Raw genomic sequence first — 25,464 nt, 5'->3', positions numbered from 1 at the left:
AATTGAAGTGAATGAAAATTATTTAAACTGTATAGAAGGTGAAGAGCCAGGATGTGGGATATAAAAGAAGAAGATTTATATAAGTTTAGGATGACATGTAATGATCGTTTAAGTCCTGAGGGTGCTATGGTTTTCTTTATTGGAGGGATAGTTTATACTTCAGTATTTATGTTTTTTATTTTTATGGGGGGATTGGATTATTATCATACTTATTTTGATAAAACAATTGTTAAAACTGAAATTGTTTTATATAGCTTACAATTCATCTTTTTAATTCTATATTCATTTCCAAAAGCACGTTATAAATTTCAAAAGTTACAAACGCTCGTTGTATTATTATATGCATTTCAATTAGGTACAATAACATTTACAGCGTTAGTTCTTCCTGGAATATCTGATTATTCAATTGATCGAATGACTTTAATTTGTGTAGGGTTATTATTTATAGGAGCAGTTATCGTTCATATTGTGACAACAATTGATACATTTAAACAAGCGAGTGAAGGTGCGTTTAGTAAGGATGAAAGATCCATCTCATTTTTTAGTAAAAGAAAAGGAGATGTGATGAAGTGGGCTACAATATATGCGCTAATCCTGTTTATTTTGATATATTTTCATAATGGTTATGGAATTGATGTTTTAGTTCTTTATGCGGTAGGTATTGTTTTACTGTATACAGTAGCCATTGGAGCAGCAGAATTTCAACTATTGGTGTACTGTAGATTCAAATTCAAGTCATTTAATATGACGTGGGAAGAGAATGAGAGAATGCGTGGGAGAATTCGAAAGCGAAATACAAAATCCAAATCGAAAAGTAAATAAGAGTGAAATAGAATTGAAGTGAATGAAAATTATTTAAACTGTATAGAAGGTGAAAAGTTAGGGTGTGGAATATAAAAGAAGAAGATTTAGGCAAGTTTCGAATGACATGTCAAGATTGTTTAAGTCCTGAAGGTGCGACGAGATTTATGCTTGGAACGATATTTTATACTTCATTATTTATGGTTATTATTTTTGTGGGAGGAATGGATTATTATACTACCTTGTTTGATAAGGTAATTGTTAGGATTGAATTAGTGTTATATGGTTTGCAAGTAATGTTTTTGATTCTATATTTATTCCCAAAAGCTCGTTATATTATTATATGCATTTCAAATGGCAATAATATTACTCGTAGTTTTGATTGGTACTAAAATGGCTAATAATTCAATTGATCAGATTACATTACTGTATGCAGGATTATTATTTTTAGGAGCAGTAATTTTTCATATTTTGACAACAATTGATACGTTTAAACAGGCAAGTGAAGGTGCATTTAGTATGGATGAAAGATCCGCTTCCTTTTTTAGTAAAGCAAAAGGAAAGATGATGAAGTGGGCTACATTATACGCAGTAACTATTCTCATTTTGCTATATTTTCATAACGATTATGGATTTGATACTTTAGGTATGTATGTAGTAGGGACCTTTTTAATGTATACGATAGCCATAGGTGCAGCTGAATTTCAGCTATTAGCGTATTGCAGATTTAAATTTCCGTCATTTAATAAAACGTGGGAGTAACATAAAAGAGAAACTCCAAGATATCAAAAGAAAAATAAAAATAGTAAATCGAAACGTAAGGCATAAAGGGAAATGGCAGAATAAATTTAAATGTCCGCCATTTAATATAACGTGGGAAGAGAATGATAGAATGCGTGGGAGATTTTGAAGGCAAAATACAAAATCCCAATCGAAAAGTAAATAAGAGTGAAATAGAATTGAAGTGAATGAAAATTATTTAAACTGTATAGAGGGTGAAGAGTCAGGATGTGGAATATAAAAGAAGAAGATTTAGATAAGTTTCGGATGACATGTCAAGATCGTTTAAGTCCAGAAGGTGCTACAGGATTTATGTTTGGAGGAATACTATTTAGTTCAATAACTATTTTTTCTATTGTTTTATCAGCTGGGTGGGATTACTGTATGCTTCTCTTTAATATAGGAATTGTTAAGTTAGAAGTGTTATTGTACAGCCTACAAATAATTCTTTTCATTATTTATTCATTTCCGATAGCTCAATTTAAATTTCAAAAACTACAAACCCTTGTCGTATTATTATATGCATTCCAAATGGCAACAATAGCTCCTACTGCGTTGACTGTTACTAAAATGGCTAATAATTCAATTGACTGGATTACAATACTGTATGCGGGTTTATTGCTTTTAGGAGCAGTGATTTTTCATATCGTGACAACAATTGATACGTTTAAACAAGCGAGTGAAGGTGCGTTTAGTATGGATGAGAGGTCTGCTTCTTTCTTTAGTAAAACAAAAGGAAAGATGATGAAGTGGGCTATACTATACGCAGTAACTATTCTTATTTTGCTATATTTTCATAACGATTATGGGTTTGATGATTTATTTATGTATGTAGTAGGGACCTTTTTAATGTATACGATAGCAATCGGAGCAGCTGAATTTCAGCTATTAGCATATTGCAGGTTTAAATTTCCGTCATTTAACATTTCATGGGAGCAACATAAAAGAGAGACTCCAAGATATCGAAAGAAAAATAAAAAAGGTAAATCGAAACGTAAGGCATAAAGAAAGTGTGTATTGTAAGTTTTGATGGTGAAAAAGTAATAATTTATAGGAGAGTATTTGAACTACAAAAAGAAAATTTACTTATGTAAGGTGATTAAAGTGATTAGAAGATAATCTGATCGAAAATATAGAGAGTGTAGTGTGATGATGAAATGAACACAAAAAAGGTTTCTAAAATGATTCCTATCATAATAGCAATCAGCCTACTACAAGCATGTAGTTTTTTTGAAGAAAAGATAGAGTATGAGCCATTTGTTAAGGCATTGGATGAAGGTGACATGAAAAAGGTTATGTCCGCTAGTGATGATGGATATGCGTATGTGAAACAAAGAGGTATATATAGTACATATGAACAAAAAGAAGATGGAGAGCATAGTAAAACAATCTACCAAACTTCGACAGGTGTATATAATATAAAAGATAAAAGTTTATATGGAAATACAACACAAGAAATTACCTCGGAAGTAGATAATAAAAATTATAAAGAAGAAGTTAATTATAGTACCAATATTATGTATCAAAATGGACAGGTACAAAGTCCGGATTCAAACCTGGATGTTTCATATGTGAACTTAATTGTAGATCGTTTAAAAGGAATAGGGAAACTAAAGATGAAGCCCGGAGGTGATATAAAAAAGTTTGATCAGCCTAGTACTGTTGGATACAAACTAACTGAATTAGAGTTTCAGAGTATTATTAATGATAAGTTGAAAATACAATATGATGAATATGGTGGTGGATCAATCGCATTGCATATTGATTCTAAAAATGGTTCAAGCAGATATTGGAAGTAAGTATTGTATTGGATTATAAGAAGAGAAATGATGAGGGCAAGTTAGTAAAATATATATCACAAATACATACATCTTTTGATAGTAACCAAGGTAATAATCAGGATGCGAGACAGGAATATATTGATTTGAAAGCGCAGTATAATAAGAAGCAGTAATATTAAGAAGGGGATTTGCATGTAAAGATAATAGCGACATAAGTGTGGTGAATGTTTCATAAATATCTCTATTTGTAGTGGAAAGAATTTGAATATAAATATGTAGCCCCAATTGCCAACTATCTCGATACTAACAAAGGCGTTATTTTAGATGTAATTACGAATGTCTTTAATTCAGTAGCAGCTTTCCTATTGGGAACACTACCGCAATTAATCGAAGTTGGCTCGCAAATGATTATGAGTCTAGTAAACGGATTGGTCCAAGCGGCACCTTCGATACTAGAAGCGATGGTTGAAGTGATCAATACGATTATACAGTCAATTGCTACGTATCTACCTATGATAATTGAAGTAGGTATGCAAATTTTACAGGCGCTAATCACTGGAATTGTACAAGTCCTACCTACGATTATCCAAACGGGATTACAGCTGATTCTTACGCTAATCCAAGGAATCATGCAAATGATACCTACGTTAATTCCCGTAGCTGTAACGATTATCAACGGATTGATATCGTTCTTACCTCAGTTAATCGAGATAGGTATTAACTTATTGACTACGCTAATTACAGGTATTACACAAGCGCTTACGTTAATAGTACTTGCGATTATCACGGTTATTACTACTTTAATCGATGCGATTACAGCGAATTTACCGGCAATCATTTCGGCAGGTATTTCGATATTGACTACGTTAATAGACGGTATCGTACAAATGTTACCTCAGCTAATTGATTTAGCAGTCAATTTAATAACGAAAGTTGCTGATACAATTCTAGCGAATCTACCCGCAATTATTGATGCAGGGGTAAAGATACTCATGGCGTTGATAGATGGGATTGTTCAGATATTACCGCAGTTAATTAACGCAGCTTTAACGTTAATCGCTAAAATTGTCGAGACGCTTATCGCTAATTTACCGCAGATTATAAGCGCAGGGGTTAACATTCTACTAGCGTTGATCGCTGGTATTTTTCAAGTGATTCCACAATTAATAGTAGCGGCAGTTAAGTTAATCATAACTCTCGTTGGCGAAATAATTAAAAACCTACCGAAGCTTTTAGAAGCAGGAGTTAAATTAATCGAAGCACTAATCAAAGGTATTTTCTCGCTTTTAGGACAGTTAGGAAGCGATGCTAATCGATCTAGCGAACATGATCATGACGAGAACGATAAGTTCAAGGGAGAATGATCGAAAAGGATTTAAGGTTATTGTTAACCTGAAAGAACGAGGGAAACCAGTGGATTTAACGGGCTATGTAGTAAAGTATGAAGCAATTAGCCCCTACGGTAATTTCGTTCGTGACGATGCAGTTATTACGAATGCAAAAGATGGAGTGTTTGAATATACCGTTTCAAAAGAAGCTGTATCAAGTGCCAGAGTATGGATTGGTTACTTTGCTTTTGAAAAAGGGACTGAACGTTTTACAACGCAAGATATACGTATTTCGTTAGGAAGTGATGTGAAGCAAGGGTCTATCCAAATAGAAGATTATATTTCAGACTTTGATAAGCTCAAGAAACAGATAGATGCTTTGCAAGTAGCGGTCGATAAGGCAGACGTTGTTAAACGTAGTGGCGACACTATGACAGGTAATCTTGACATGGACATCACTGGAGGTTTCAAAACCTTACAGTGGACAGCTGGGGGAGTTAAAAAAGGGCAAATGACTATGAGTGCAACAGGCGCATCTCTTCAAGGTTTTCCTTCCACTGGAGGAACTAAAACAGCGTGGGCTTACAACCATGACACTGACGCGTTTAACATATTAGCTTCAGGTACAAACGTACTTAAAAAAGCTGGAGATACTATGAGTGGAAACTTGACGTTGGACAGAACTGGAACGGCGGCTAGGGATATATTATGGTCGAAAGATGGAGCAGTCCAAACTAATTTAGGTATGAATAGCGCCAATAAGCTTAGATTGTACGATAACGTAAATGCTCTCACTGTTTTCGAACACGATACAGCAACTAAAACTTTCAGTATACTAGCTGATTTCAAAACAAAGAACGACACCGATTGGACAAACCTAACTCTACTAAACGGAGTAACAAATCAAACAGGTAAAACATCTAAGGTAAAAAGAACAGGAAATACCGTTTGCCTAACTGTTAATGTTATAGGCGTAAAAAATAACCAAATCATTACTACACTTCCAACAACTTTCCGTCCGTTAAGTGATATGGGATTTTCAAGTTCATATATAAAAAGTGATCTAAATTCCGCTGAAGGTATTATTACCATTCGTGCGGATGGTTCGGTCCATTGCGAGTGGATATCCGAAGGAAGTACCCCTTTGAAATTCTGGTCATTCACACTTACGTATCTCATTTAAGGAGGCTGAACAATGAAACATATTTATTTGTACAACAAAGACACAGGAGCTTATATAGGTGATGATGTTATTTTTCCAAGACAAGAAGAAATAAGAGGTATGGTTACTAAAACGAGAATCGAAACGGTGGTTATCGGAACAGAAGAAGCCGATGGTTAGCCGATGGTTATAAGTACCCTATATACGGGAATGAAGAAGTGCGGTATGAAGAGGAAGATGTGATTGGGTATAAAGACGTCTATGATATTCCTGATAATGCAACAGAGATTCCCCTCCCACAACCAAACTGGAAACCTGTTTTTAAAGATGGCAAGTGGATTGAAACAATCACACAAGAAGAACTGGATGAGTTGAACAAGCCACAAATACCACAACCAAGTGAACTTGATAAGCTTAAAAAGCAACAAGAATTAATGCAGCAAGCTTTAGATGAATTAATTATTTCTAGTATCTAATAAAAAGGAGCTGACGCAACATGGCTGAGTACATGGCTCAACGAGTAATTGATGAAGTTTTTACGTATACATTTATCGTCACAAAGATGAAAGCATATAAAGAAAGAATTGATAAATACTTAACTGAAAATGGAAGAGAAGACTTAATTACAAGCGCGCAATAGAGTGGGCTTTTTTTATTTTTAAAAAAGGAGGTAAATAAGTGGATCGTATTGATGTATTATTGAAAACATTTATAGCTACATTTGGTGGATTCTGCGGGTATTTTTTGGGAGGATGGGATGCAACATTGAAAATCTTAGTGACGATGGCAGTTATTGATTATTTAACTGGCATGATAGCAGCAGGATACAACGGAGAACTAAAAAGTAAAGTTGGTTTTAAAGGCATCGCCAAAAAGGTGGTGCTTTTTCTTTTGGTTGGAGTCGCGACTCAGTTAGATACAGCACTTGGAAGTAATAGTGCTATTCGTGAAGCGACAATCTTTTTCTTTATCGGAAATGAGTTGCTTTCACTTTTAGAAAATGCAGGGCGTATGGGAATCCCGTTACCTTCAGCGTTAACAAACGCAGTAGAAGTTTTAGGTGGTAAGAGCAAAAAAACAAGCTCTGAATATGATAATAAAAAAGGAGATGTTGAATAATGGGTTATATTGCAGATATTTCTAAGTGGAATGGAGACATTAATTGGGATGTAGCAGGACCGCAATTAGATTTAGTAATTGCACGTGTGCAAGATGGTTCGAATTATGTAGACCCTTTGTATAATGGATATGTACAAGCGATGAAATCAAGGAATATTCCTTTTGGAAATTATGCATTTTGTCGTTTTGTATCTATCAACGATGCCAAGAAAGAAGCGCAAGACTTTTGGGCTCGTGGTGACAAATCAGCTAAGTTTTGGGTAGCTGATGTTGAAGTGCAAACAATGAGTGATATGCAAGGTGGGACACAGGCGTTTATCGATGAACTACGCCGACTAGGAGCTAAAAAGATAGGGTTATATGTAGGGCATCATACGTATGATTCGTTTGGAGCGCGTAATATACAAGCTGATTTTGTATGGATTCCGCGATATGGTGATAATAAGCCAGCGTATCCTTGTGATATTTGGCAGTACACTGAAACTGGAAATGTACCTGGCATTGGTAAGTGTGATCTTAACTCACTTATAGGAGATAAACCTCTTTCATGGTTTACTGGAGTAGATGAAACAATTGCAAATAGTCAATATGATTCTAGTTGGTTTACAAAACAAGACGGTGTATTTAAGTTAAATACATCTATTAAACTTCGTACCGCACCATTAACTGATGCTCCAATTATCGCTACACTTAATGCAGGCGATGAAGTAAAGTATGATGCATTCGGTTATGAAAAAGACGGTTATGTATGGATACGTCAACCACGTTCAAACGGATATGGTTACATTGCAACTGGTGAAACTTCAAACGGAAAACGTGTTAGTAGTTGGGGTTCATTTAAATAAAAGAATAGTTTGATTAACAAAAATAAGAGCCGTCCTGTTGGGCGGCTTTTATTTTTGTTCGGTTCATCAAGTTTAAACACAGCATTCTTTTTATCTATATATCTATGTATGCTGGCTTAGAGACATAGTCGATATACGATTAGCCCCACTTACCCTTATCAGTGTATTTGTATAACATAGTAATAACTTCGGCTCTGGTTGCAAAGTCGTTTCCACGACTACCGTCATAAATACCTTGACCTGTTCCCCATGCAATTGAATTACTGAAACCACCTTTAGGAGACCATGCAGGGCTATTGAAACGCTTTTGATAGAGCATGGCTACCGCTTCATGACGAGTGATCCGATCAGCTCCACGTGATCCGTCAGAAATACCTCGATTTATTACATACTGGCGCGCTTCATCGTAAGAGTTGTACCGTCTTTGAGAATAATTAGCAATCATAATCCAAAAGTCTTTTCGATACGCCGGACTATCTCTCATATCAAATTTAATGACATAGTTTCTAATAGCCCAATCCATTTGAGGATCTGCCCAATGTGCTGAAGCTTCTTTTGGGGCGATTGTTGCTAACCCTGTAGATAACGTAATAGCAGCAATTACAACAAACATAACCTTTTTTAGTTTTTTTAACATATTTTCCATTCCTTCCCTATGTGTGTATTACTTTTAGTATATTATAATATTGGCTTTTAAAAGTAAATAGATATATTGATATTTATAGGGATAATTTGTGAAATCAACAACAAAATGGAATTGTATATGTGTGGAATTTTTTATTTATTCCATAACAAACTTACTTTTAAATTTAACAATATGATAGATATAGAGTAAATGTATATTAAAATCGTTAAGCTAGCTTAACGTTTACTTAATGGAACTTTGGTAAACTTAGTTGTGTAGTTATTACATAACGAAAAAGGAGTCGAAATATGACACGCACCCTAATACGAAACATCAATGCCAGGTTACGAAGAACTAAAGTGGTATCCTATTGAAGTGAAGCGAGGGAAGCAGACGTTTCAATTTGAGGTGTATCGCTCAGATAATGAAATATCCGTATTCTATATCGATGAGCTAGGACGGAAACGTGAGATAACAAGTACTGAAGAGTTAGCCATGATGTTGGTAGTAGCTGAAGATAAGAAGCGCTTTTTGAATTTCGTAGGAGATTCTGAATGGGTTCTGTTAGACGGAGTGTGTGCTGATAGAGGGATGACGAAAGAGGAGATATCGGCGTATTTATATTTGAAGACGCATGTATTGGATGCGATGGAAGAAAAATGAATACAACAAGAAAACCGCCTTAGAGGGCGGTCTTTTTTGTGGATAAATTCGTCGGAATACGGAATTTATTGCGGTATTTATTTAACGGAATTCACATATTACCGCTTGTACAAATAGTAAGATGTAGGGTAAAATGTGGATAACGATAAACATCGTTAAGAGTGAACGGTATCAACAACCGTATTGCACAAAAACATTCCTCATTGTACGTCTCCAACCTCTAAAGTATCGTAATTAAGCGAACACGATTGCTTATTATCGATACATCGTCCACATCCCGATATCTTTAAATCCTAGTCGTTTATAAATTCGTCCAGCAGCTGGATTGTTATAAAATAAACAAAGTGTTCGGCCTTCTTTCGTAAAGTCCTGAATCATTTTTTGTAGTATGAGTGAAGCGTAGCCATTTCCACGATAATTCGGGTGTGTACATACACCAACTACCATAGCGGATAATGAATTTTCAGCGGAAGTAGAGGCGGAGGTTAAGCCTGATGAGGTTTTATCTATGAGTGACCACTCTTTTAGTTATTCATTTAGGAAAATTATAGAGGTTACAGACTTGTGAGTCAATAACTATCAGAGGTAAATTATTCAGGGGACACTTGTGAGATAGGAAAGAAAGCTGAACTAAGGGATTTACCTAGCTCGTGTATGAACTGGTAACTAGAGAGATGGATTATGTAGTTAACCTGAGGAGGATAACTATGTAGTCGATCTCTTTTGTTTTATCCTGAGAAGGTATAACCCAGAGTCAGGGTTCTCAAGTTTAGTATTAATTAGTGATTTAGGTTGGGTGTCTTGGCTAATCGTTATAAGAGATGTAAATATCGTCTGTTAAATCATGGTACGTTATAATATAATAGAAAGATATATTGATTAAAGGAGGAATTTAAGATGAATACTAATCCACTACCAACTTCACGTAGAACTATACTAAAAGAGAGAAAAATAGAATTGAATCAATTGATTATTGAGAGGAAGAATAGAAACAGACTTTACTTAATTTTAGGTATTGTATGTATCTGTGCACTTGCATATTTGTTCTATGTTGCAGAAGCCTTTCTTAAAGAAAATAGTTTTGGGACATTTACAAGTCCTTTTTTACTCATTACAATAATAATGTTTACACTCCTAGTAATGTTTTGTTTTTTACACCCCTTAATGAAACCATCAAATGAGTATATAACTGAATTTCAGGAGATAGAGAACGAATTAAATCTATTAAGTATTTCGTACTCATCATTAGAAGAGCGGTCGGAGACACTTTTTAAACATCATCATTTCGAATTAAAAAGATATTATGATGAGAATCTTAAACAAAGTTCATGGATATTTTTTGTTGGTATAGTATGCATAGTAATTGGTTTTGCAATAATTGGGATAACTTTATATTTTCTAATCGCTAACAGTTCCAATGAGCTAGAAAATAAGGTAATTGTAGCTTCAGTAGGTGCGATAGGAGCTATTCTATCTAATTTTATTGCTGTAATTTACTTAAAGATGCATTCTGAGACTGTAAAATCATTAACAGAGTTTCACAATCGTTTTGTAAACACTCACCATTTCTATTTTGGCAATTTCTTACTCTCTAAGATTCAGAATGAGGACAAGAGAGAAGATGCACTTGTTGAGCTAGCTTTAAAGATTAATGGTATTTCTCCAAAAGCTCCAGCTCAGGGGGAAGAAAATAAATAGGTATCACCTAAACACTGTTTGAATCTAAGCAGTGTTTTTCTATGGAGTTAGACTTAGGAAGAGGACTAGATAGTTGATCTCTTTTGCCTTTATCTTGAGAAGGTATGGCTCACAGGTAGTACGAGAGAGAGGAAGACCGTAAGGTTTGTCTGAGGGGGAGTTTGGTAGTTTTTCAGAAGCTTAATATTTAGTTTTGTATATTGTATAAAATGGATTAGTAATCTGATAAAATAAACTTTAGAGTTAGAATTATTAGAAAAGAAGGTGGAGACAATAACTTATCCATTCCATAAAGAAATACAAATATATAACCAATTTTCTTCAGAAGTGTTCAATATAAATTTTTATGGTGGAATAACTACATTTTTAGGGCCAAATGGATCTGGTAAATCTCAAGTTTTAAGAAAACTAAAAGAAATATTTGGTTATGAATATTTAAATAGAAAAACAAGGTTAGTGACAGCTGGTCGGCTTTCGAAGATTGAAACCCTTCGCTCAAATCACGATGGTATAACTTATCCAAATCATGACAGTATGACATTTGGTGGAGTGAGTTATAGGGAGTATAGACATCAGGCTGAAGGTATTTCTGGTGATGTCCATACATTGAGTGTGAGACATGATATAAGGATAAAAGTAAGTGAGAGATTAAGTACACTTTTTAAAAGAAATATATTTATTGAATGGGATGCAGGTGAGTTAAAAATAAAGTTTAGTGGATTAGAGGGAGAACCTTATTCTGCTACAAGAGAAGCGAGTGGCCTATTGCATTTGGTAACACTTCTTTCTGCGCTTTATGATGACGAAGTTAGTGTGCTTCTAATAGACGAACCAGAAATTTCATTGCATCCACAATTACAAGCTTTTTTATTTCAGGAGATAAAGAAGGTTGCTGGAGACCCAGAGGATAAATCAAAAAAAATGATTATCTTGGCAACCCACTCTACAGAGTTTGTTAGCTTATTAGTTCCAGAAGATTTAACTAAAATCGTCTTTTTTGAGAATACAATGAAGCCACCAGTGCAAATTGATCCACAGGCAGGAGAACTTAATAATAGAAAAGTAAAAGAATTACTTACCAGACTAGGGCAAGCACATAAGTCTGCACTCTTTAGTTCAAAGCCATTATTAGTAGAAGGGCCAAGTGATGTACTTATTTGTAATGCGTTAAATCAACATCTACAAATATTTTTAGAAGCGGGAGGCGCACAGTTAGTTCCTGTTATTGGAAAGGGTGAAATTCCGGTTGTAGTGAAGTTAATGAGATTAATAGGAAAAACGCCAGTTGTAATAACTGATTTGGATACTGTAGCTGATAATATTGCATCTGTTAATATATTTGCTGATGATGAGAAGATAATAGAAAAAGTTCGAGGAATGGCACATGCTGATTTTACATCATTCTCAAGGAGTGTATATAGCATGTTTACAAAAACAATTGATGAACATTGGGAGGATATACATCTATTGGCAGAGCGGCATTCTTATTGGATTAATCGTGACACTGAAAAAGATGAAATGATTGCCAAGAGACGAGCGGGGATGGCGACGCTACTTGAGATTGATGCTGAAGAGCTTAAAAGCTTCAATAATGGAGAGGTTTTATATGGCGTAAAGCAAATGTTAACTTCTTTATTTGATGTATTAGAACTGTCAGGTTGTTTCGTTTTAAGAAAAGGTACTATTGAAAACTACTACCTGTTAGCATCACAGGTAACTGAGGGGAAACCAACTGCAGCTGTTGAGGAGATTCAATACATCATATCACAGCCAAGAGAAAATATAGAAATAGCATATGCTGATTTGGTTAGGGGTCTTAAATATGCAGCTTCTCACAAAGAAATTGATGAAGGTATTGGTATAATCAATTATTTACTATCAGCTATAACACCGTTACTTAATGCGGGTGACAATGTAAAGTCAGATGCGGAGTTACAATTAGAAGCACGAAAATATGTTGGGGACATAGCTGATATGTTCAAGTTTTCTAAAATAGAAATTGATAGAGTTCAAAATATCCGAGTTGAGCTGGGAAGTAATATCTTAGAGATTAGTGGATTCCCTGTTGATTTTCCAAAAGGAACAAATCCGATAGAAATAGCTAATAGGAAGTTCCAAAGGTAGCAAGTGAGTACTACTTAACGATTCACTTTAGAGTATAATCTAATCAGATTCATGTCTTATTAAATAAGAAAATCCAATTAGAATAACTCCTAGGTCACTTTATAGGTAATCTAAAGATATTCTAATTGGATTTTTATTTGTGAGTTGTTTATTGCCTGATTTTCTCCTCAAGTTTTTAATTACCTAGTGAGGAAAACCCTCACCTCGATGGAGTCACTTTTCAGTACATCAACATAGGAACTTTAAAGTTATAAAAACATAACTGTTCAGATCAACCTGAGAAGGTGAAACCTCCTTTGATCATACCCTGATAGGTACTACTCTAATTGTGCTACCTTATCAAACCTATACCCAACAGTGATTGCATAAGTATCACTGAATAGAAATAGCTTAATAGAAGTGCTTACAAGATTATAATCTGTATATTGCTTGCTCGAATATTAGCCTTTATACACTGTTCTATACAGTAACAACTATACAGTATTTTATGCAGCAGCTACTTGTGAGATAGACAATGTAGTTGTACCAATGTATCCTGGCTCATTAGATACCCTCTACTTACTATCAATTAGTTTACATAATTAATGCTATAGGAAGTAATCGTTTTAGTTACAACGATAAGGCAGCAAACACAGAGCTGAACTCTTGAACCTTCCTCTGAGCTACACATAGAGAGGGGATACTAGGTTAGTCCTGCCTCGTAAGTCCTTCGTTTATTCTTGCTTAAGATACTGTACTCGCAGAGATAGCTCTATATAGATTAGCCTCTCGTAGGCTTTATATTGCCCTGTATGAGTAGGTAGCTATATGACTAGTGCTATGGCCTAGCTCTACATGTATACCTGCTATGCTTGGAATCACATTGGTTAGTACCTACTGTGCTGTGTCTATCGAGTAGGGCATATGGTATCCGTTCTCGCTGTGTATACCTTAGTGATCATTGCATTAGTGTATGCTATGTGTCCTGCTCGTTAGTTTGCCTTAATGTGTGTGCCAATGAGTTGGCTACGGTGTAAACTGTATAGTCCTGCCTCCTCGGGTATGGCCAGTAGTAACCAGCCTTCTTAGCTACCACCTCGGTAGGTGCCCCCACATTTTATAAGGCAGGGGTAGGTACGCTCGTACGCACCTAAACTTATGTAGGAGAAATCATATAGGAAAATTGCCCCCAAGTATTTACTTATTGAGACAACCACCCCACCAGAAAAATAAAATTTAGAGTCGGGACATCGAGGCTATCTCACCAGTATTACCTAGGTATTACCTATATTCAGAATATACGAATACTATTGGTTCCTAATAGGAGATGACATATAATTGAAACTAAGGAGGAGGGATAGATATGTTCTCAATCGTTAAGTCGCAACTTGGTAGCATTAGAACTTACGAGGATAATGGAGTAAGATGGTTTGTTGCTAAGGATATCTTGATGGGTGCTATCGGATATAGAAACATGACAGACTTACTAAGCAGAGTAGACAAGGAAGAGAAGGAAACTATTCAGTCATCTGGTGGGTACAAACTCATAGTGTTAACCTCGGAAGGGTTAAGGCAATTCTTTGATAGGACGAACTCTAGTAAAGAACAATTCAATACTATGAGGAAGTGGGCTATTGAGCAAGGATGTATCCTAACAGAAGTGAACAGGTCAGTTGCTATAAATCTACCAGCTCTAGGTGATACATTTGATAAATCTGAGTTTGAAAGTAAACCAGATAGATCTCATACCTTAGAAGGAAATTTCTATAGCTCAATTACCAAGTCATATATAAATGGATTAGTATTGTGTGGGCTATCGTTTAGTTTACTACTGATAAAGCTACCAGTTATTAGCTCTAAATAAAAAGTTAGGTTTAGCTCCATTATAACTACTGGTCGTGTTGCCTCCTCAGTTTTACTAAAAGTCATACTCAACATTCGCTTCCGGTAGTTATCCTTCTATAGTTTTCCGCCTCGATAGAAACAGCGCTCTAAGGAAACTAAATAGATCCAACTCTCAACTGTCTAAAACATACAGACCTTCTGAGCAGACTCTTATGAGAACGTAGTAATAAAGGAGTAGACCTCCTTAGCCTAACTCCTTATGTGTAAATCCCTATAAAGTAATTATTCTTTATCGTGTTTGTTCCACATGTCCAACTTGCCATCTTCGAATCTCAGCATAGCAAAATCTATATTGCCTTCACCTTTGTAGATTATGGTTTCTATATAGCCCTCCTTTTTGTAGAGTTCACCTACACCGCCAATCAACTGAGCTACTTCCTCATGAGTCATATCATCTTCAAGAGCTTCGAACTCTCCCTCGTTTATGTATCCCTGAGATGGCTTATAGTCCTCAAATGGTGCCTTCGTGGTAACTTCTTCTTCCTGTGAGCAGGCAGCTAATAAACCGATACTTATAAGTAAGGCTCCTAATCCAATGTGTTTAACCATATAACATCCCCCTTGGTTTATTCTATTCGTTCTCATAGTTGTCCTATCAATATCACTTATTGGACGTATTCTATAAGTTCCTTACAGGTACCAGCTCTAACAGATTACTCGTACAGTATTCTCTGTTAGTTTGCCGTCTCATGGATACACTATTGCAACTAAACTAATGAGTTTAGCTTTAAAGATATATCTGATAGCTAACCAATTAGAATAATTCCTAGAGGAAGAAATAAAAGAACTCTAGAGAATAACCTAATTAGGGATACCTATATAGAATAACCTCTTAAGAAAAGATAAAAGAACTTAAGAGAATACCTATATAGATCTCCTTCCTCAGTATTGAATTTTAAATGAACTTAAAACAATAACTATATGAGAAAGCCAAAAGAGCTATACCTATAGAGTTAAAATCTTTAAAGACTTGTCTATCTCTGTACAGAGAAGGTAAATCTTTAAAGTATTTCTCTATAGGTATACCTCTTTTAGTTTATCTTTCTCTAGGTTATAGGTATTTAAAATATTTAAAACAAAGATCTATAGTGAGATAGCTTAATAGATTATTCTCTAGAGGTAATACTTTAAAGTCTTTTCTTCTCGTTATCGAGATAGGTAAATCTTTAAAGTATTACTCCTAGAGTCCTTCCTCAGTAGACCTTTATATATATTTTAAAACTGAGATGGACTAATTAGGGTTAACTACTAGGTTTATTCTCCATAGGTTTAACTACTTAGTGTATGTACGTAGAGCTAGCCGAATAGTGCCGACCCCTAGCAAAAGCTAGTGATACCAAGGATTACAGGTGTTTTTGAGGTGGCTAAAAAGGTACAGAGTGCCAAAAATGAGCACTTTTAGAAAGACCTACTGAGGACGGGATCTATGAAGTACTAATGCAGTATTGTAAGTTAATAGCTAAACAGGTGGTACTATTGTACAAGATTGAAAGTAGAGGTCGATATCAAATAGGAGGGAGAATGCGATTAACTAAATTAAAATACTATTTTTACTTGTTTTATTTATATAGAAGGAGGTATTTATGTTAAAATAATACAAAAATAGTTAAAATGGGAGTGTAGATAAATGGTCAAACCAGGTACTGTAGCTAAATTTGATAGAGTAAAGCAATTTATACATATTGAGTCACTTGGTCAAGGGGGTACTGGAGATACACATCTCTTTAAAGATGAAACTACTGATATGTTTTTTGCATTTAAAAAGTATGCACCTAAAGACACTAACTATATTAATGAGTATTATGAACGGTTTGTTGATGAAATTAAAATTTTATTTACAATATCCCACCCTAATATTGTAAGGGTTTATAACTATTATTTGTATCCTGAAAGTAAACTAGGCTATCTTCAAATGGAATATATTGATGGGGTTTCAATTGCTGATTTTCAACCTTTATTTGGGAAAGGTTGGGGGGAGATTTTTACTGAGACTATATCAGCATTTGTGTATCTAGAGTCTAAGAATATATTACATAGGGATATTCGTGCAGCGAATATTTTGATAGATAAACATGAAAATGTTAAGGTTATTGATTTTGGTTTTGGTAAAAAATTAGTAGGACAAGATCGGGAGGGGAGAAGTGTTCTCTTGAACTGGCCGGTAACGCAATTACCAAAGGAAACGGCTGAGGAAGGGATATATAACCATCAAAGTGAGATCTATTTTGTTGGAAAATTGTTCAGTAATATTATTGGTGAGGGTCTTGCTAATTTTAAATTTAACTATATTATTGATAAAATGATTCGGTTAGATCCTCTTGAAAGATATATGTCGTTTCGGGACATTTCATTTGATATTTCCCAAGGTATATTGGCAATAAACTTTACAGAGGAGGAAAAGGGCCTATATAGGGATTTTGCAGAAATACTTTCGAAACATGTATTAAGCCATACAGATAGATACGAGCCAGTAAGTGACCCTAATATAATAATGAATTACTTATCTACTCTTATTCGAAATAGCTCTCTGGAAACGTATATTCAAGACAATAGTAAATTAATTAGTTGTTTTGTCGATAATGCTTATAGGTATAGAACTGCAGTTGATATCCCACTTTCAATCGTTGTTAATTTTTATCAATTGTTACAACGATTGGAGTCTTATAAACAAAAAATAGTGTTAGATAACATAGATATGAGATTGTCTAAGGTAAAAGTAGAGATAGACCTTGATGATTTACCGTTCTAAAAAAATGTTGTGCCAAATGTTTTTTTATACGAGAAGGTAAACGAATATAGAAGGGTCTAATTTTATTTTTAAGTGAGGTGAAGTATTTCACATCAAAAATCAAACAGATATATTTTAACCCCGTTCTGATTTTAAGGCGGGGTTATACGTGTTTTAGATTTTAAAATTAAATAACTTTATTGTCATTTTACACGGTCATCTTCATGATTTCTCAGCTATCGAAGTATAGCTCCTCAGTTTTTTCTTACCTCTGTTTGGACTAGTGTTCTACAAATTAACACCACATTATTCCCCGAGTTGGCGGCTTGTTAGATCTTATACAAAAAGGAATAGATTACTCAGACTTGCCTTCTTTTCCCTACACTGATAGTTTACCATTCTCAAACAACAGTGTAGGGCTAATGAGGGATACCCTCCAGATTGCTACTTTATTAGTGAACCACCTAAAAGAGCGTATTACTTTTTAACTACTATATATAGGGAAAAGGGGACTACCTTATCGCTACTATATTGTAGAAGAAAAAACAGATACTGTCACACAAGAAGTACAGTATATATAGGGAGCAAAAGAGGTAGTCCACCTACAACTACTATATCTATAGAGGAAGTAAAACATGTATATACGAGAAGGTAAAAAAAAGAGGTAGTTGCTCAAATCGTACTATATATATGAGGGAGTAACAAAGGTAACGGATGGGCTACTACAGAGTATAGGAATTAATAAGGGGTATAACTCTACTTTATTAGTGGAGGAGAAAAACAGACATAGCTCACACTAGTACTAATTTATACGAAATACGGTATTGCATCACAGTAAGTTAGCCTTTTGAGACAGAATCTTGTCTGGTGGTTACTACTATATATATGAAGCAATCAATGAGGTGTTGATATTAACGAGTAACTTAACAGTAGGACACCAACAGGAAGTTCTAGGGCAAGGCTTTAAAGTTTATGGAACTGTGGAGGAGCCGCTTTTCCTAGCGAAGGATGTTGCTGAGTGGATTGGACACACAAATTTGACTGTTATGATGAGAATGGTTGAAGAAGAAGACAAGGTACTAAACAATGTTTCGACCCTTGGAGGAGAACAGATATCAACTTTCATCACTGAAGACGGAATCTACGAAGTACTAATGACATCCCGGAAGCCGATTGCTAAACAGTGGAAAAAGGAAGTTGAGTTACCCGAGGAGGGTAGCTCTTTTGTTCGTTCTTTACAGATATATCTTGTGTCTTATTTTGAAACGTAATTCAATAGGAGGAGTTAACCTTTTGAGACGAGATACTACCCCATAGTAATACTACTTTATATATGAAGCAATTAATGAGGGGTATGCTGCTACTTAATAGTATAGGAAATAAACAAGGGTTGTTGCTTTTAGTTCATTCTCCCCCTTGAGTGAGCTAGAAGGAGTAACACTTGTACCTCCTATACAGATTCTCCAAATCATAGTGACAAGTTCATTATCATCTCTCCAGATGATTGATATTCCAGCTGAGTTTATCTTGGCTGGCTCCTTTTTGGAGGGGCTGCATAACTGTTTAAACACTTTGACATTACTTATAGATTAAAGCTAATAAGGAGGAAGCCAATATGACAATCATGTTCTACATTGATTTAGATGGACTATGTAAGCAACACAACAGGACGCTTACATTGTTAGCTGAGGAGGCAGGAGTCACAAGAGCGACACTATCTCGGGTTAAGGCTACGGGGTCGATCAACATGGTAACGCTGAGTAAGATCGCCACGGCACTAAAGATTGAACATCCGGAGAAGTTAATCAAGGTTATGAAAGGGTAACAAAGGAGCCAGTACAAATAAGGTAAATAGGGAGAGGATGATAATGAGAAAGCAATATCAAATGAGATTACTAAAGAGAGAGATTGATAACGAGTTAGAACTGATGAAGTTGGACTACGAGTCAAAGCTAAGAGGTATGAAAGTGGAGCAACACTTACAAGCAATGAAGACTATGGAGGTGAAAAGCTAATGGATAAAACTTATTTGCATTACACTGTGAGGTGGCGCTTCAAGAATACTGACAGCATTCTCATAGGCCATCACATTGCAGCTTGCGGAGTTGGCAAACAAGATGAGCATATCCGGCTCATAAAGGATACTTACAGACAAGTATATGACTCAGGTATTACTTACCTGATTAGTATCGACTGTATGGAAGTAAGCGAAGGAGAGTACACTCTACTCAAACAAAAACACATGGAGGTGATCTAATGGACAAGCAATGGAACGACTACTTAGTTTGGCGTACAGAGAACGGTCATACAGGACTTTCCGCTGAGGAGCAATACAATGAGTTCTTAGCTGTGGCAGGAGAGCCCGCAGAGAATGAGGAGTCATCTAGAATCGAAGCTAAGGAACTGGAAGAACTGTTCGAGGGTGTAACTGTAAAGGAGAGCGTACAAGTTACGTTTGACGTTATTAAGATGATTGCTACTGTAGGCGGAGAGATTACTTATACTGACATGGCAAACCTAACAGGGTACAACTTGAGAACAGTAAAACGCCACGTAGAGGAGTTAGTCTCAAAGGGTTACCTTCATATCAAACGAGGAGTGCATGCTAACTCGTACTACATCGGTAACGATATGAGAGCGACTAACAAGCCTAAGAAGAGTATTCATTTTGTAGAGACATTTGAGTGGGCTAACGGGATTGAGGAAGTTACTGAAGAAGTTACTATCAAGGGTGGTATTGGTGAGATCCGCGTAACGATGTATAACATTGAGGAGATGCTGGAGAGAATTTCTCAGTTTATGAGAGAGGTAGGCTGTCCTTATCAACACGGTCAAAATGTGAAAAAGGTAAGCTAGTAAACAACTAAAAGGGAGAGATGGAGAGAATGACAAATAACTTACAGGCAAATAACCAAGAGGTAAACTTCATTGATAGCTTAGAGATTGCGAGCATGACAAGGAAAAGACACGATCACCTATTAAGAGATATCGATAATTACATGGATATATTTTTAACCAACCCAAATTTGGGGGCGTTAGATTATTTCCAGAAAGCAACTTACTTAGATCTCAAAGGTGAACCGAGAAGAAAGTATCTTCTTACACGTAAGGGTTGTGAATTAGTAGCTAACAAGATGACAGGCGAGAAGGGCATCCTCTTTACAGTAGCCTACATTGATCGCTTCCACGAGATGGAAAAGGCTATTGAACAGCCAGCTCTACCGAATACCTACAAAGAAGCGCTACTGCAGTTGGTCGAACAGGTGGAGGCTAGGGAGAGGTTACAAGCTCAGTTGGATGAGCAAGCGCCTGTCATAGCTTACCACGAGAAGGTGTTAGACATCGAAGGGTTTACGACTATGGAGAGTACAGCTAAACAGCTTGGTCTCAGAAGTGCTCAACAATTGAACAACCTACTGAGACAGCTCAAGGTAATCTACTACACGAAGAAAGGCTCATGGGTTCATACAGCTAACTATTCATATTTGAAGGATGAAGGCTACATCGGTTACAAGCCTCTAGAGAAAGGTAAGTTACAGATGTTAGTTAGCCAGAAAGGTACACAAGAGATAGCTAGATTAATTGGTATTACTGAATAACCCCCTAACCTTATTGCTTCACAGGCTACCCCTTAGCCGACTCAATACAAACTAAACCCAAACCAAAAGGAGAAGATGACAAATGATGAACAGACTAAAAGGAATTATTGCAGGCGGTAAAGTTAAACAACAGGAGACAGCACAAAAGGAGTTAGACAAAGTATTAGCTCAAGAGTCGGATCTACAAAGTCAATTATCTAAAGCACAATCTAATCAGTCTAAAATCCAACAAGCATTAACTGTAGTAGAGGCTAGCTTAGTAATTGATGAGAACGACAAACAAGCTCTAGCTCAACAAAAGAAAGCTCAAGGCAAGTTAGAGGAGTTAGCTAAGGAGATTGAGTCTACACAAGAGAAGTTAGTGGAGGTAGCTGAGAAGAAGCGAGAAGCTACAAGAGAAGTGTTCCGTTCTCGTGGGGACTTAGCTCGTAAGCAAAACGTAAAGGCTCACCTATCAGTGATCGCTCCAGCTCGCATCAACAAAGCATTAGGAATAGAGGAAGATGTCTTTAAGTTTAAATCAGTACCGGTAGAGTCTAAAGACTTAGCTACAGAATATGGCTTCGTAGATACACAAAGCCTTCAGCCTGTTAGTTCTAGGGAGGAAGACCAAAATGAAGACTTTAAGACAATAGTACAAATGAACAATGAAGACCACAAACAAGCAAGCGAACAAGCTGAGGCTATCGCTCGAGAGATTGAAGAAGCTATCAAGAATGTATTCAAAAATAATGGTATTGAGTTACATCACCAAACATTGATTAACCTATCTCGTATCTAAGTGAGCCAGGATATCATATAGCATTACCCTAGAGTTGGATGCTGAGTTAGTAATCGCTGAAACCAGACTACATAGGTGGAGGTTGCTAACTTGGTAGATCGGCTCCACTAGAAAGCTACACAACAGACGAACAGCCATAGCTCAGAAGGTGGCTTTCTAATATAAACAAACAGACGAGGAGGAAACAAACATGAACCCAGATCAACGAGTAGCACAAATGAAACTAGAGAGACGATTCAAAGAGTTTAACGAGAAGATTGATCGAATGAATAAACAACTTGAGGAAGGCAAGCGAGCATTTGTTGAACAGAAGAAAGCTAACGAGCAGGCTAAGTTCCAAAAGGAATACGATGAGTACCTAATCAGCATTGGCAAGAAAGAAAAACCTATCGAGATGAGCAAGGAAGACCAAGCCTACTATGATAACTACATGGCTAGCCTAGGGTTAGGGCAGAGGGGGTAGTAGTATGGGGAGATTACCTTCACAACTTAAACCTCTTCCAGAAGGATTGAGGGAGTATACCAATGAGATAAGAGACAGGCTCATGAGTGGTGACCTCAACAGAGAATCTGAGGAGATGGCAGCTATCAAGGAGAAGCTACAGAAGGAAACGAGTATCTGTGGAGCAATCATGAAGAACAAGGTATGTACTACTAAGCCATCTAATGAGATCAACCTCCGCTGTAACTGGCACGGAGGGAAATCTACAGGAGCTAAAACTGAGGAGGGAAAAAAGAAGATGAAAGAAAACCTAGAAAAAGGACGAGCACCTATTCATGGATTGTACCAAAAGGATTTCCTAGCCAACTTAACCGAGGACGAAAAGAACTGGTATAGCGACAACCTAGAGTGGTACCAGGAGAATTATGACTTAGACCCACTAGACATTACTAAGTTAGATCTAGCTCTCATTAACTTCATTAAGAGCTGGAGAAAGAATGGTACATCTATGAAGTATGCGGTTAACGAGAAAGTTAGTATGGTTGACTTTGAGAATAGGGCTGTCAAACTGTTAGACGATTTAGGGTTATCTCGTAAGTTCCGTAAGTCTAAGGAGAATGCTGGTAATCCATCTAACGTAAATATCTACAATCAGTTGTTTGATAATTAATAACTAGTGAGGACGACAACTCTCTAGCCTACTTTGCAGGTAGGCTATTTGGTGCGTTCTCATAACTAAAAGGATGTGAAACTAAATGGCTTCAGTCATAGATATTATGATACAAGCTCAAGACAGAGCTAGTAATACTTTCAGGAACACCTCAACAGAGGCTAGAAAGATGCAAGCTATCATAGGGGGTATCACGATAGGCGCTTCTGCAATGACTCCAGCTCTGCTAGGCGGACTCGGTGCAATTGCTTCCTTGTTCGGTACTGCTGGGGTAGCTGCCGCAGGGTTCGGAGCACTGGCATATACCACGATAGGGAAGACTGTGGAGACCGCCAAACAACTGGAAGAAGCCCAGCTCAAGGCTAATGCAGCTTTGATTGCTGGGGACACTAAAGGATACGCTAAGCAGATGGCCCTCGTGCAGGCTATCATGGAAGACCTAACTGAGGAGGAAAAGAAAGCTGTAGTAGCTATCAACCAACTTAGTGATGCTTGGCGAGATATGGAAAACAAGATGGCTCCTACTACGTTAAGCCTCGTGGCTAACTCCACAGATTTCCTCCGTTTGACTATGAATAAATTGTTCCCTGCCTTCCAAGGAGTCGGACAGTCCTTCTCTAATATGATTGGCAAAATGAATGAAGGAATTACTCAAGGTAAAGCTGATAAGTTCTTCGAGCATATGAACACATTTGCAGTACCTATGTTTGAAAAGGTAATGATATCAGCAGGTAACATCCTTAAAGGATTAGGGGATATCATGATAGCCTTCACTCCACTAGGGATGCAGCTAGGGGATGGAATGGTTAGTTTGACTGATAAGTTCGCCAAGTGGGCTGCTGGTCTACAGAGTAATCCAGCTTTTCAGAACTTCGTTAAGCAAGTACAAGAAAGTACACCTGTCATTATGAATCTAATCGGACAATTAGTGTTAACTCTGTGGGATATTGTCCAAGCGTTATATCCTGTATCGTTGCAAGTCTTACAATTAACAGCAGACTTCTTACAGTGGGCGAGAGAGTCGGGTGCTTTAGATACCGTTTTAGGTCTAGTATCAGCAGCTATTAAGTTCGTAGCAGATAACGCTAATTGGTTAATACCTATAATAGCAGCAGTGTGGGTAGGCTTTAAAGCGTTCATGGGGATTTCTGCTCTCGTAGGGATAATCAGTAGTGTGGTAGGTTCACTGAAAAACTTAATTACGTTCCTTAAGAACTCTCAAGCAGTCTTAACTTTATGTAGAACTGCAATGTTACTATTCAATGCTGCTCTGTGGGCTAACCCAATAACTTGGATAGTTGCTCTCATTGTAGGGTTAATCGCTGCAGGTGTCCTGCTCTATAAAAACTGGGATGAGGTTGTTAAGTTCTGCAAGCAGATGTGGGATGTGATGAAAAAACAGTGGGAAGAAGGTAAAAAGAAGGTCATCAAAGCCTACGACGAGATGGTCGCAGGAGCTAAGCAATGGTGGTCTGATACTAAGAAGAGCTGGAACCAAACAGTTGAGGACGCCAAAGCTAAAGCTCAGGAGATGAAAGACAAAGTAACTCAAAAATACGAGGAACTTAAGAGGGAAGCTGTACAGAAAATTGTGAGTTTAGTAATTGACGCAGCTCAGAAGTGGGAGCAAATGAAGACGGATGCTTCTAATAAGGCTGAAGAAATGAAGAATAAAGCTATCCAGAAATACGAGCAGATGAAAACTGATGCAGTTAACAAGCTTAACCAGATGGTAAATGACACTAAACAGAAGTTTAACGATATGGTTAGGGCTGCGGAGGATAAAGTTAGCTCGATGGGAAGAGCAGCTACCGATATGATGAACGGATTCAAAGAAGGAATAGCTAACGGGTTTAACGATGCGGTATACAAAGTTAGTAGCGGAATCAATAGTATGGTGAGCCAGTTCACTGGATTCTTTAGAACGTTCTACAACTCTGGTAAAGGACTGCTAGGCTCATTCGTTAATGGTATCACATCAGGCTTCGGAGACGCTGTCTCGGCAGTCTCTAGAGGTATGTCTAACATCCGAGCTTACTTACCGTTCTCTCCTGCCAAGAAAGGTGCTCTATCAGACCTAGACAAGTCAGGCAAAGCATTCTTCCCTACTTGGTACGAGGCAGCGCTAACTCAAGTAGGTGCTATGGAGCGATCTGTAGGCAGAGCATTCTCAGGAGTTGCTAACTCAGCAGACGTAGCCCTAGCAGGCACAGGCTTGGAGGCTTTCACTGGAGGACGTAGCAAAATAGTAGTAGAGCATATTCACAAAGGCGAGGTAGATATCAATGGAGAGGACTTGAAAGCTAGTATCAACCAAGTATCTCGCGAGGTAGTTGATTCTGCACAGACTGGATCAAGATTCGACTATGGGGGCCTTCAACAGTCAATCAGAAAGCTTTAAGGTACACCCTACAGGATAACTAATGAGGTAGCT

The 25,464-nt window shown here is 36.9% G+C and carries 24 protein-coding genes and 5 pseudogenes; 26 read left to right on the top strand and 3 right to left on the bottom strand.

The window, feature by feature from the left end; all coding sequences use genetic code 11:
* The first annotated feature begins 51 nt into the window (after positions 1-51).
* The 12 genes and pseudogenes from QEP67_RS17510 (at position 52) to QEP67_RS17455 (ending at position 7,816) form a co-directional block, all read left to right on the top strand.
* On the top strand, positions 52-822 hold the full coding sequence (locus QEP67_RS17510) for a hypothetical protein (protein WP_061672526.1): 771 nt from the start codon (positions 52-54) through the stop codon (positions 820-822).
* A 62-nt stretch (positions 823-884) separates the two neighbouring features.
* Positions 885-1,629 (top strand): annotated as a pseudogene (locus QEP67_RS17505) (hypothetical protein).
* Between the two features lie 180 nt (positions 1,630-1,809).
* Positions 1,810-2,586 (top strand): hypothetical protein, encoded by a 777-nt coding sequence (locus QEP67_RS17500; RefSeq protein WP_353706348.1) that lies wholly within the window; start codon positions 1,810-1,812, stop codon positions 2,584-2,586.
* 176 nt (positions 2,587-2,762) lie between these two features.
* Positions 2,763-3,535 (top strand): annotated as a pseudogene (locus tag QEP67_RS17495) (DUF3952 domain-containing protein).
* Between the two features lie 96 nt (positions 3,536-3,631).
* Positions 3,632-4,666, top strand: a pseudogene (locus tag QEP67_RS17490) (phage tail tape measure protein); the annotation flags it as partial.
* A gap of 1 nt (position 4,667) precedes the next feature.
* On the top strand, positions 4,668-5,873 hold the full coding sequence (locus tag QEP67_RS17485; RefSeq protein WP_353706347.1) for a BppU family phage baseplate upper protein: 1,206 nt from the start codon (positions 4,668-4,670) through the stop codon (positions 5,871-5,873).
* Between the two features lie 12 nt (positions 5,874-5,885).
* Positions 5,886-6,032: a hypothetical protein gene (locus QEP67_RS17480; protein ID WP_175365394.1), complete on the top strand. Its 147-nt coding sequence runs from the start codon at positions 5,886-5,888 to the stop codon at positions 6,030-6,032.
* A 38-nt stretch (positions 6,033-6,070) separates the two neighbouring features.
* A complete protein-coding gene (locus tag QEP67_RS17475) occupies positions 6,071-6,328 on the top strand; it encodes a hypothetical protein (RefSeq protein ID WP_139056561.1) in 258 nt (85 codons plus the stop codon).
* A gap of 20 nt (positions 6,329-6,348) precedes the next feature.
* Entirely contained in the window at positions 6,349-6,492 is a 144-nt protein-coding gene (locus tag QEP67_RS17470; protein ID WP_000852846.1) for a hypothetical protein, read from the top strand.
* 38 nt (positions 6,493-6,530) lie between these two features.
* Positions 6,531-6,971 (top strand): phage holin family protein, encoded by a 441-nt coding sequence (locus tag QEP67_RS17465; RefSeq protein ID WP_048566513.1) that lies wholly within the window; start codon positions 6,531-6,533, stop codon positions 6,969-6,971.
* Positions 6,971-7,543: pseudogene (locus QEP67_RS17460) on the top strand (glycoside hydrolase family 25 protein); the annotation flags it as partial. The gene QEP67_RS17465 and the pseudogene QEP67_RS17460, both read left to right, overlap by 1 nt.
* Positions 7,544-7,816: an SH3 domain-containing protein gene (locus QEP67_RS17455; RefSeq protein ID WP_239661033.1), complete on the top strand. Its 273-nt coding sequence runs from the start codon at positions 7,544-7,546 to the stop codon at positions 7,814-7,816.
* 139 nt (positions 7,817-7,955) lie between these two features.
* Here QEP67_RS17455 and QEP67_RS17450 read toward each other — a convergent pair whose 3' ends face one another.
* Positions 7,956-8,453: a hypothetical protein gene (locus tag QEP67_RS17450; RefSeq protein WP_064449651.1), complete on the bottom strand. Its 498-nt coding sequence runs from the start codon at positions 8,451-8,453 to the stop codon at positions 7,956-7,958.
* Positions 8,454-8,777: 324 nt separating this feature from the next.
* On the opposite strand from QEP67_RS17450, the gene QEP67_RS17445 reads away from it, so the two are divergent.
* Complete coding sequence (locus QEP67_RS17445) at positions 8,778-9,104, top strand: hypothetical protein (RefSeq protein WP_064056643.1); 327 nt, start codon at positions 8,778-8,780, stop codon at positions 9,102-9,104.
* Between the two features lie 255 nt (positions 9,105-9,359).
* On the opposite strand, the pseudogene QEP67_RS17440 reads toward QEP67_RS17445, so the two are convergent.
* Positions 9,360-9,581, bottom strand: a pseudogene (locus QEP67_RS17440) (GNAT family N-acetyltransferase); the annotation flags it as partial.
* A 420-nt stretch (positions 9,582-10,001) separates the two neighbouring features.
* Here QEP67_RS17440 and QEP67_RS17435 point away from each other — a divergent pair.
* From QEP67_RS17435 to QEP67_RS17425, 3 genes are all read left to right on the top strand, one after another.
* Complete coding sequence (locus QEP67_RS17435; protein ID WP_353706346.1) at positions 10,002-10,802, top strand: hypothetical protein; 801 nt, start codon at positions 10,002-10,004, stop codon at positions 10,800-10,802.
* Between the two features lie 264 nt (positions 10,803-11,066).
* Positions 11,067-12,926, top strand: a complete 1,860-nt coding sequence (locus QEP67_RS17430) for an AAA family ATPase (protein ID WP_353706345.1) — start codon at positions 11,067-11,069, stop codon at positions 12,924-12,926.
* A gap of 1,342 nt (positions 12,927-14,268) precedes the next feature.
* A complete protein-coding gene (locus tag QEP67_RS17425) occupies positions 14,269-14,769 on the top strand; it encodes a BRO family protein (protein ID WP_353706344.1) in 501 nt (166 codons plus the stop codon).
* 263 nt (positions 14,770-15,032) lie between these two features.
* On the opposite strand, the gene QEP67_RS17420 is transcribed toward QEP67_RS17425, so the two are convergent.
* Positions 15,033-15,359: a hypothetical protein gene (locus tag QEP67_RS17420; RefSeq protein ID WP_353706343.1), complete on the bottom strand. Its 327-nt coding sequence runs from the start codon at positions 15,357-15,359 to the stop codon at positions 15,033-15,035.
* A 1,078-nt stretch (positions 15,360-16,437) separates the two neighbouring features.
* Here QEP67_RS17420 and QEP67_RS17415 point away from each other — a divergent pair.
* The 10 genes from QEP67_RS17415 to QEP67_RS17370 all read left to right on the top strand — a co-directional run bounded on the left by QEP67_RS17415 (position 16,438) and on the right by QEP67_RS17370 (position 25,431).
* A complete protein-coding gene (locus tag QEP67_RS17415; RefSeq protein ID WP_353706342.1) occupies positions 16,438-17,559 on the top strand; it encodes a protein kinase family protein in 1,122 nt (373 codons plus the stop codon).
* Positions 17,560-18,398: 839 nt separating this feature from the next.
* Positions 18,399-18,809 (top strand): Bro-N domain-containing protein, encoded by a 411-nt coding sequence (locus QEP67_RS17410; protein WP_353706341.1) that lies wholly within the window; start codon positions 18,399-18,401, stop codon positions 18,807-18,809.
* Positions 18,810-19,153: 344 nt separating this feature from the next.
* Positions 19,154-19,363, top strand: coding sequence for a helix-turn-helix transcriptional regulator (locus QEP67_RS17405; RefSeq protein WP_353706340.1), 210 nt, complete (start codon positions 19,154-19,156; stop codon positions 19,361-19,363).
* Between the two features lie 43 nt (positions 19,364-19,406).
* Positions 19,407-19,553 carry a hypothetical protein gene (locus tag QEP67_RS17400; RefSeq protein ID WP_353706339.1) on the top strand — a complete coding sequence of 49 codons (147 nt, stop codon included), beginning with the start codon at positions 19,407-19,409 and terminating at the stop codon, positions 19,551-19,553.
* Between the two features lie 241 nt (positions 19,554-19,794).
* Positions 19,795-20,394, top strand: coding sequence for a winged helix-turn-helix domain-containing protein (locus QEP67_RS17395; protein WP_353706338.1), 600 nt, complete (start codon positions 19,795-19,797; stop codon positions 20,392-20,394).
* A 29-nt stretch (positions 20,395-20,423) separates the two neighbouring features.
* On the top strand, positions 20,424-21,137 hold the full coding sequence (locus QEP67_RS17390; RefSeq protein WP_353706337.1) for a Rha family transcriptional regulator: 714 nt from the start codon (positions 20,424-20,426) through the stop codon (positions 21,135-21,137).
* Between the two features lie 82 nt (positions 21,138-21,219).
* Complete coding sequence (locus QEP67_RS17385; protein ID WP_353706336.1) at positions 21,220-21,918, top strand: hypothetical protein; 699 nt, start codon at positions 21,220-21,222, stop codon at positions 21,916-21,918.
* Positions 21,919-22,108: 190 nt separating this feature from the next.
* The gene (locus QEP67_RS17380; protein ID WP_353706335.1) at positions 22,109-22,381 is read left to right on the top strand and encodes a hypothetical protein; all 273 of its coding nucleotides are present in this window, start codon (positions 22,109-22,111) and stop codon (positions 22,379-22,381) included.
* Between the two features lie 4 nt (positions 22,382-22,385).
* Positions 22,386-23,030 (top strand): HGGxSTG domain-containing protein, encoded by a 645-nt coding sequence (locus QEP67_RS17375; RefSeq protein WP_097879366.1) that lies wholly within the window; start codon positions 22,386-22,388, stop codon positions 23,028-23,030.
* Between the two features lie 85 nt (positions 23,031-23,115).
* The gene (locus QEP67_RS17370) at positions 23,116-25,431 is read left to right on the top strand and encodes a hypothetical protein (protein ID WP_353706334.1); all 2,316 of its coding nucleotides are present in this window, start codon (positions 23,116-23,118) and stop codon (positions 25,429-25,431) included.
* Positions 25,432-25,464: the final 33 nt, after the last annotated feature.

The organism is Bacillus cereus group sp. MS39 (genome assembly GCF_040448665.1).
Taxonomy (GTDB): Bacteria; Bacillota; Bacilli; order Bacillales; family Bacillaceae_G; genus Bacillus_A; species Bacillus_A wiedmannii.
The sequence above is the reverse complement of the archived record's forward strand: the minus strand, read 5'-3'. Positions and strand labels throughout refer to the sequence as shown.

Bases quoted from the DNA above. Each gene is read 5' to 3' on its own strand.
- QEP67_RS17510 (WP_061672526.1), top strand. From the start codon at position 52: ATGTGGGATATAAAAGAAGAAGATTTATATAAGTTTAGGATGACATGT.
- QEP67_RS17500 (WP_353706348.1), top strand. From the start codon at position 1,810: ATGTGGAATATAAAAGAAGAAGATTTAGATAAGTTTCGGATGACATGT.
- QEP67_RS17485 (WP_353706347.1), top strand. From the start codon at position 4,668: ATGCTAATCGATCTAGCGAACATGATCATGACGAGAACGATAAGTTCA.
- QEP67_RS17480 (WP_175365394.1), top strand. From the start codon at position 5,886: ATGAAACATATTTATTTGTACAACAAAGACACAGGAGCTTATATAGGT.
- QEP67_RS17470 (WP_000852846.1), top strand. From the start codon at position 6,349: ATGGCTGAGTACATGGCTCAACGAGTAATTGATGAAGTTTTTACGTAT.
- QEP67_RS17450 (WP_064449651.1), bottom strand. From the start codon at position 8,453: ATGTTAAAAAAACTAAAAAAGGTTATGTTTGTTGTAATTGCTGCTATT.
- QEP67_RS17445 (WP_064056643.1), top strand. From the start codon at position 8,778: ATGCCAGGTTACGAAGAACTAAAGTGGTATCCTATTGAAGTGAAGCGA.
- QEP67_RS17435 (WP_353706346.1), top strand. From the start codon at position 10,002: ATGAATACTAATCCACTACCAACTTCACGTAGAACTATACTAAAAGAG.
- QEP67_RS17425 (WP_353706344.1), top strand. From the start codon at position 14,269: ATGTTCTCAATCGTTAAGTCGCAACTTGGTAGCATTAGAACTTACGAG.
- QEP67_RS17420 (WP_353706343.1), bottom strand. From the start codon at position 15,359: ATGGTTAAACACATTGGATTAGGAGCCTTACTTATAAGTATCGGTTTA.
- QEP67_RS17415 (WP_353706342.1), top strand. From the start codon at position 16,438: ATGGTCAAACCAGGTACTGTAGCTAAATTTGATAGAGTAAAGCAATTT.
- QEP67_RS17405 (WP_353706340.1), top strand. From the start codon at position 19,154: ATGACAATCATGTTCTACATTGATTTAGATGGACTATGTAAGCAACAC.
- QEP67_RS17400 (WP_353706339.1), top strand. From the start codon at position 19,407: ATGAGAAAGCAATATCAAATGAGATTACTAAAGAGAGAGATTGATAAC.
- QEP67_RS17395 (WP_353706338.1), top strand. From the start codon at position 19,795: ATGGACAAGCAATGGAACGACTACTTAGTTTGGCGTACAGAGAACGGT.
- QEP67_RS17390 (WP_353706337.1), top strand. From the start codon at position 20,424: ATGACAAATAACTTACAGGCAAATAACCAAGAGGTAAACTTCATTGAT.
- QEP67_RS17385 (WP_353706336.1), top strand. From the start codon at position 21,220: ATGATGAACAGACTAAAAGGAATTATTGCAGGCGGTAAAGTTAAACAA.
- QEP67_RS17380 (WP_353706335.1), top strand. From the start codon at position 22,109: ATGAACCCAGATCAACGAGTAGCACAAATGAAACTAGAGAGACGATTC.
- QEP67_RS17375 (WP_097879366.1), top strand. From the start codon at position 22,386: ATGGGGAGATTACCTTCACAACTTAAACCTCTTCCAGAAGGATTGAGG.
- QEP67_RS17370 (WP_353706334.1), top strand. From the start codon at position 23,116: ATGGCTTCAGTCATAGATATTATGATACAAGCTCAAGACAGAGCTAGT.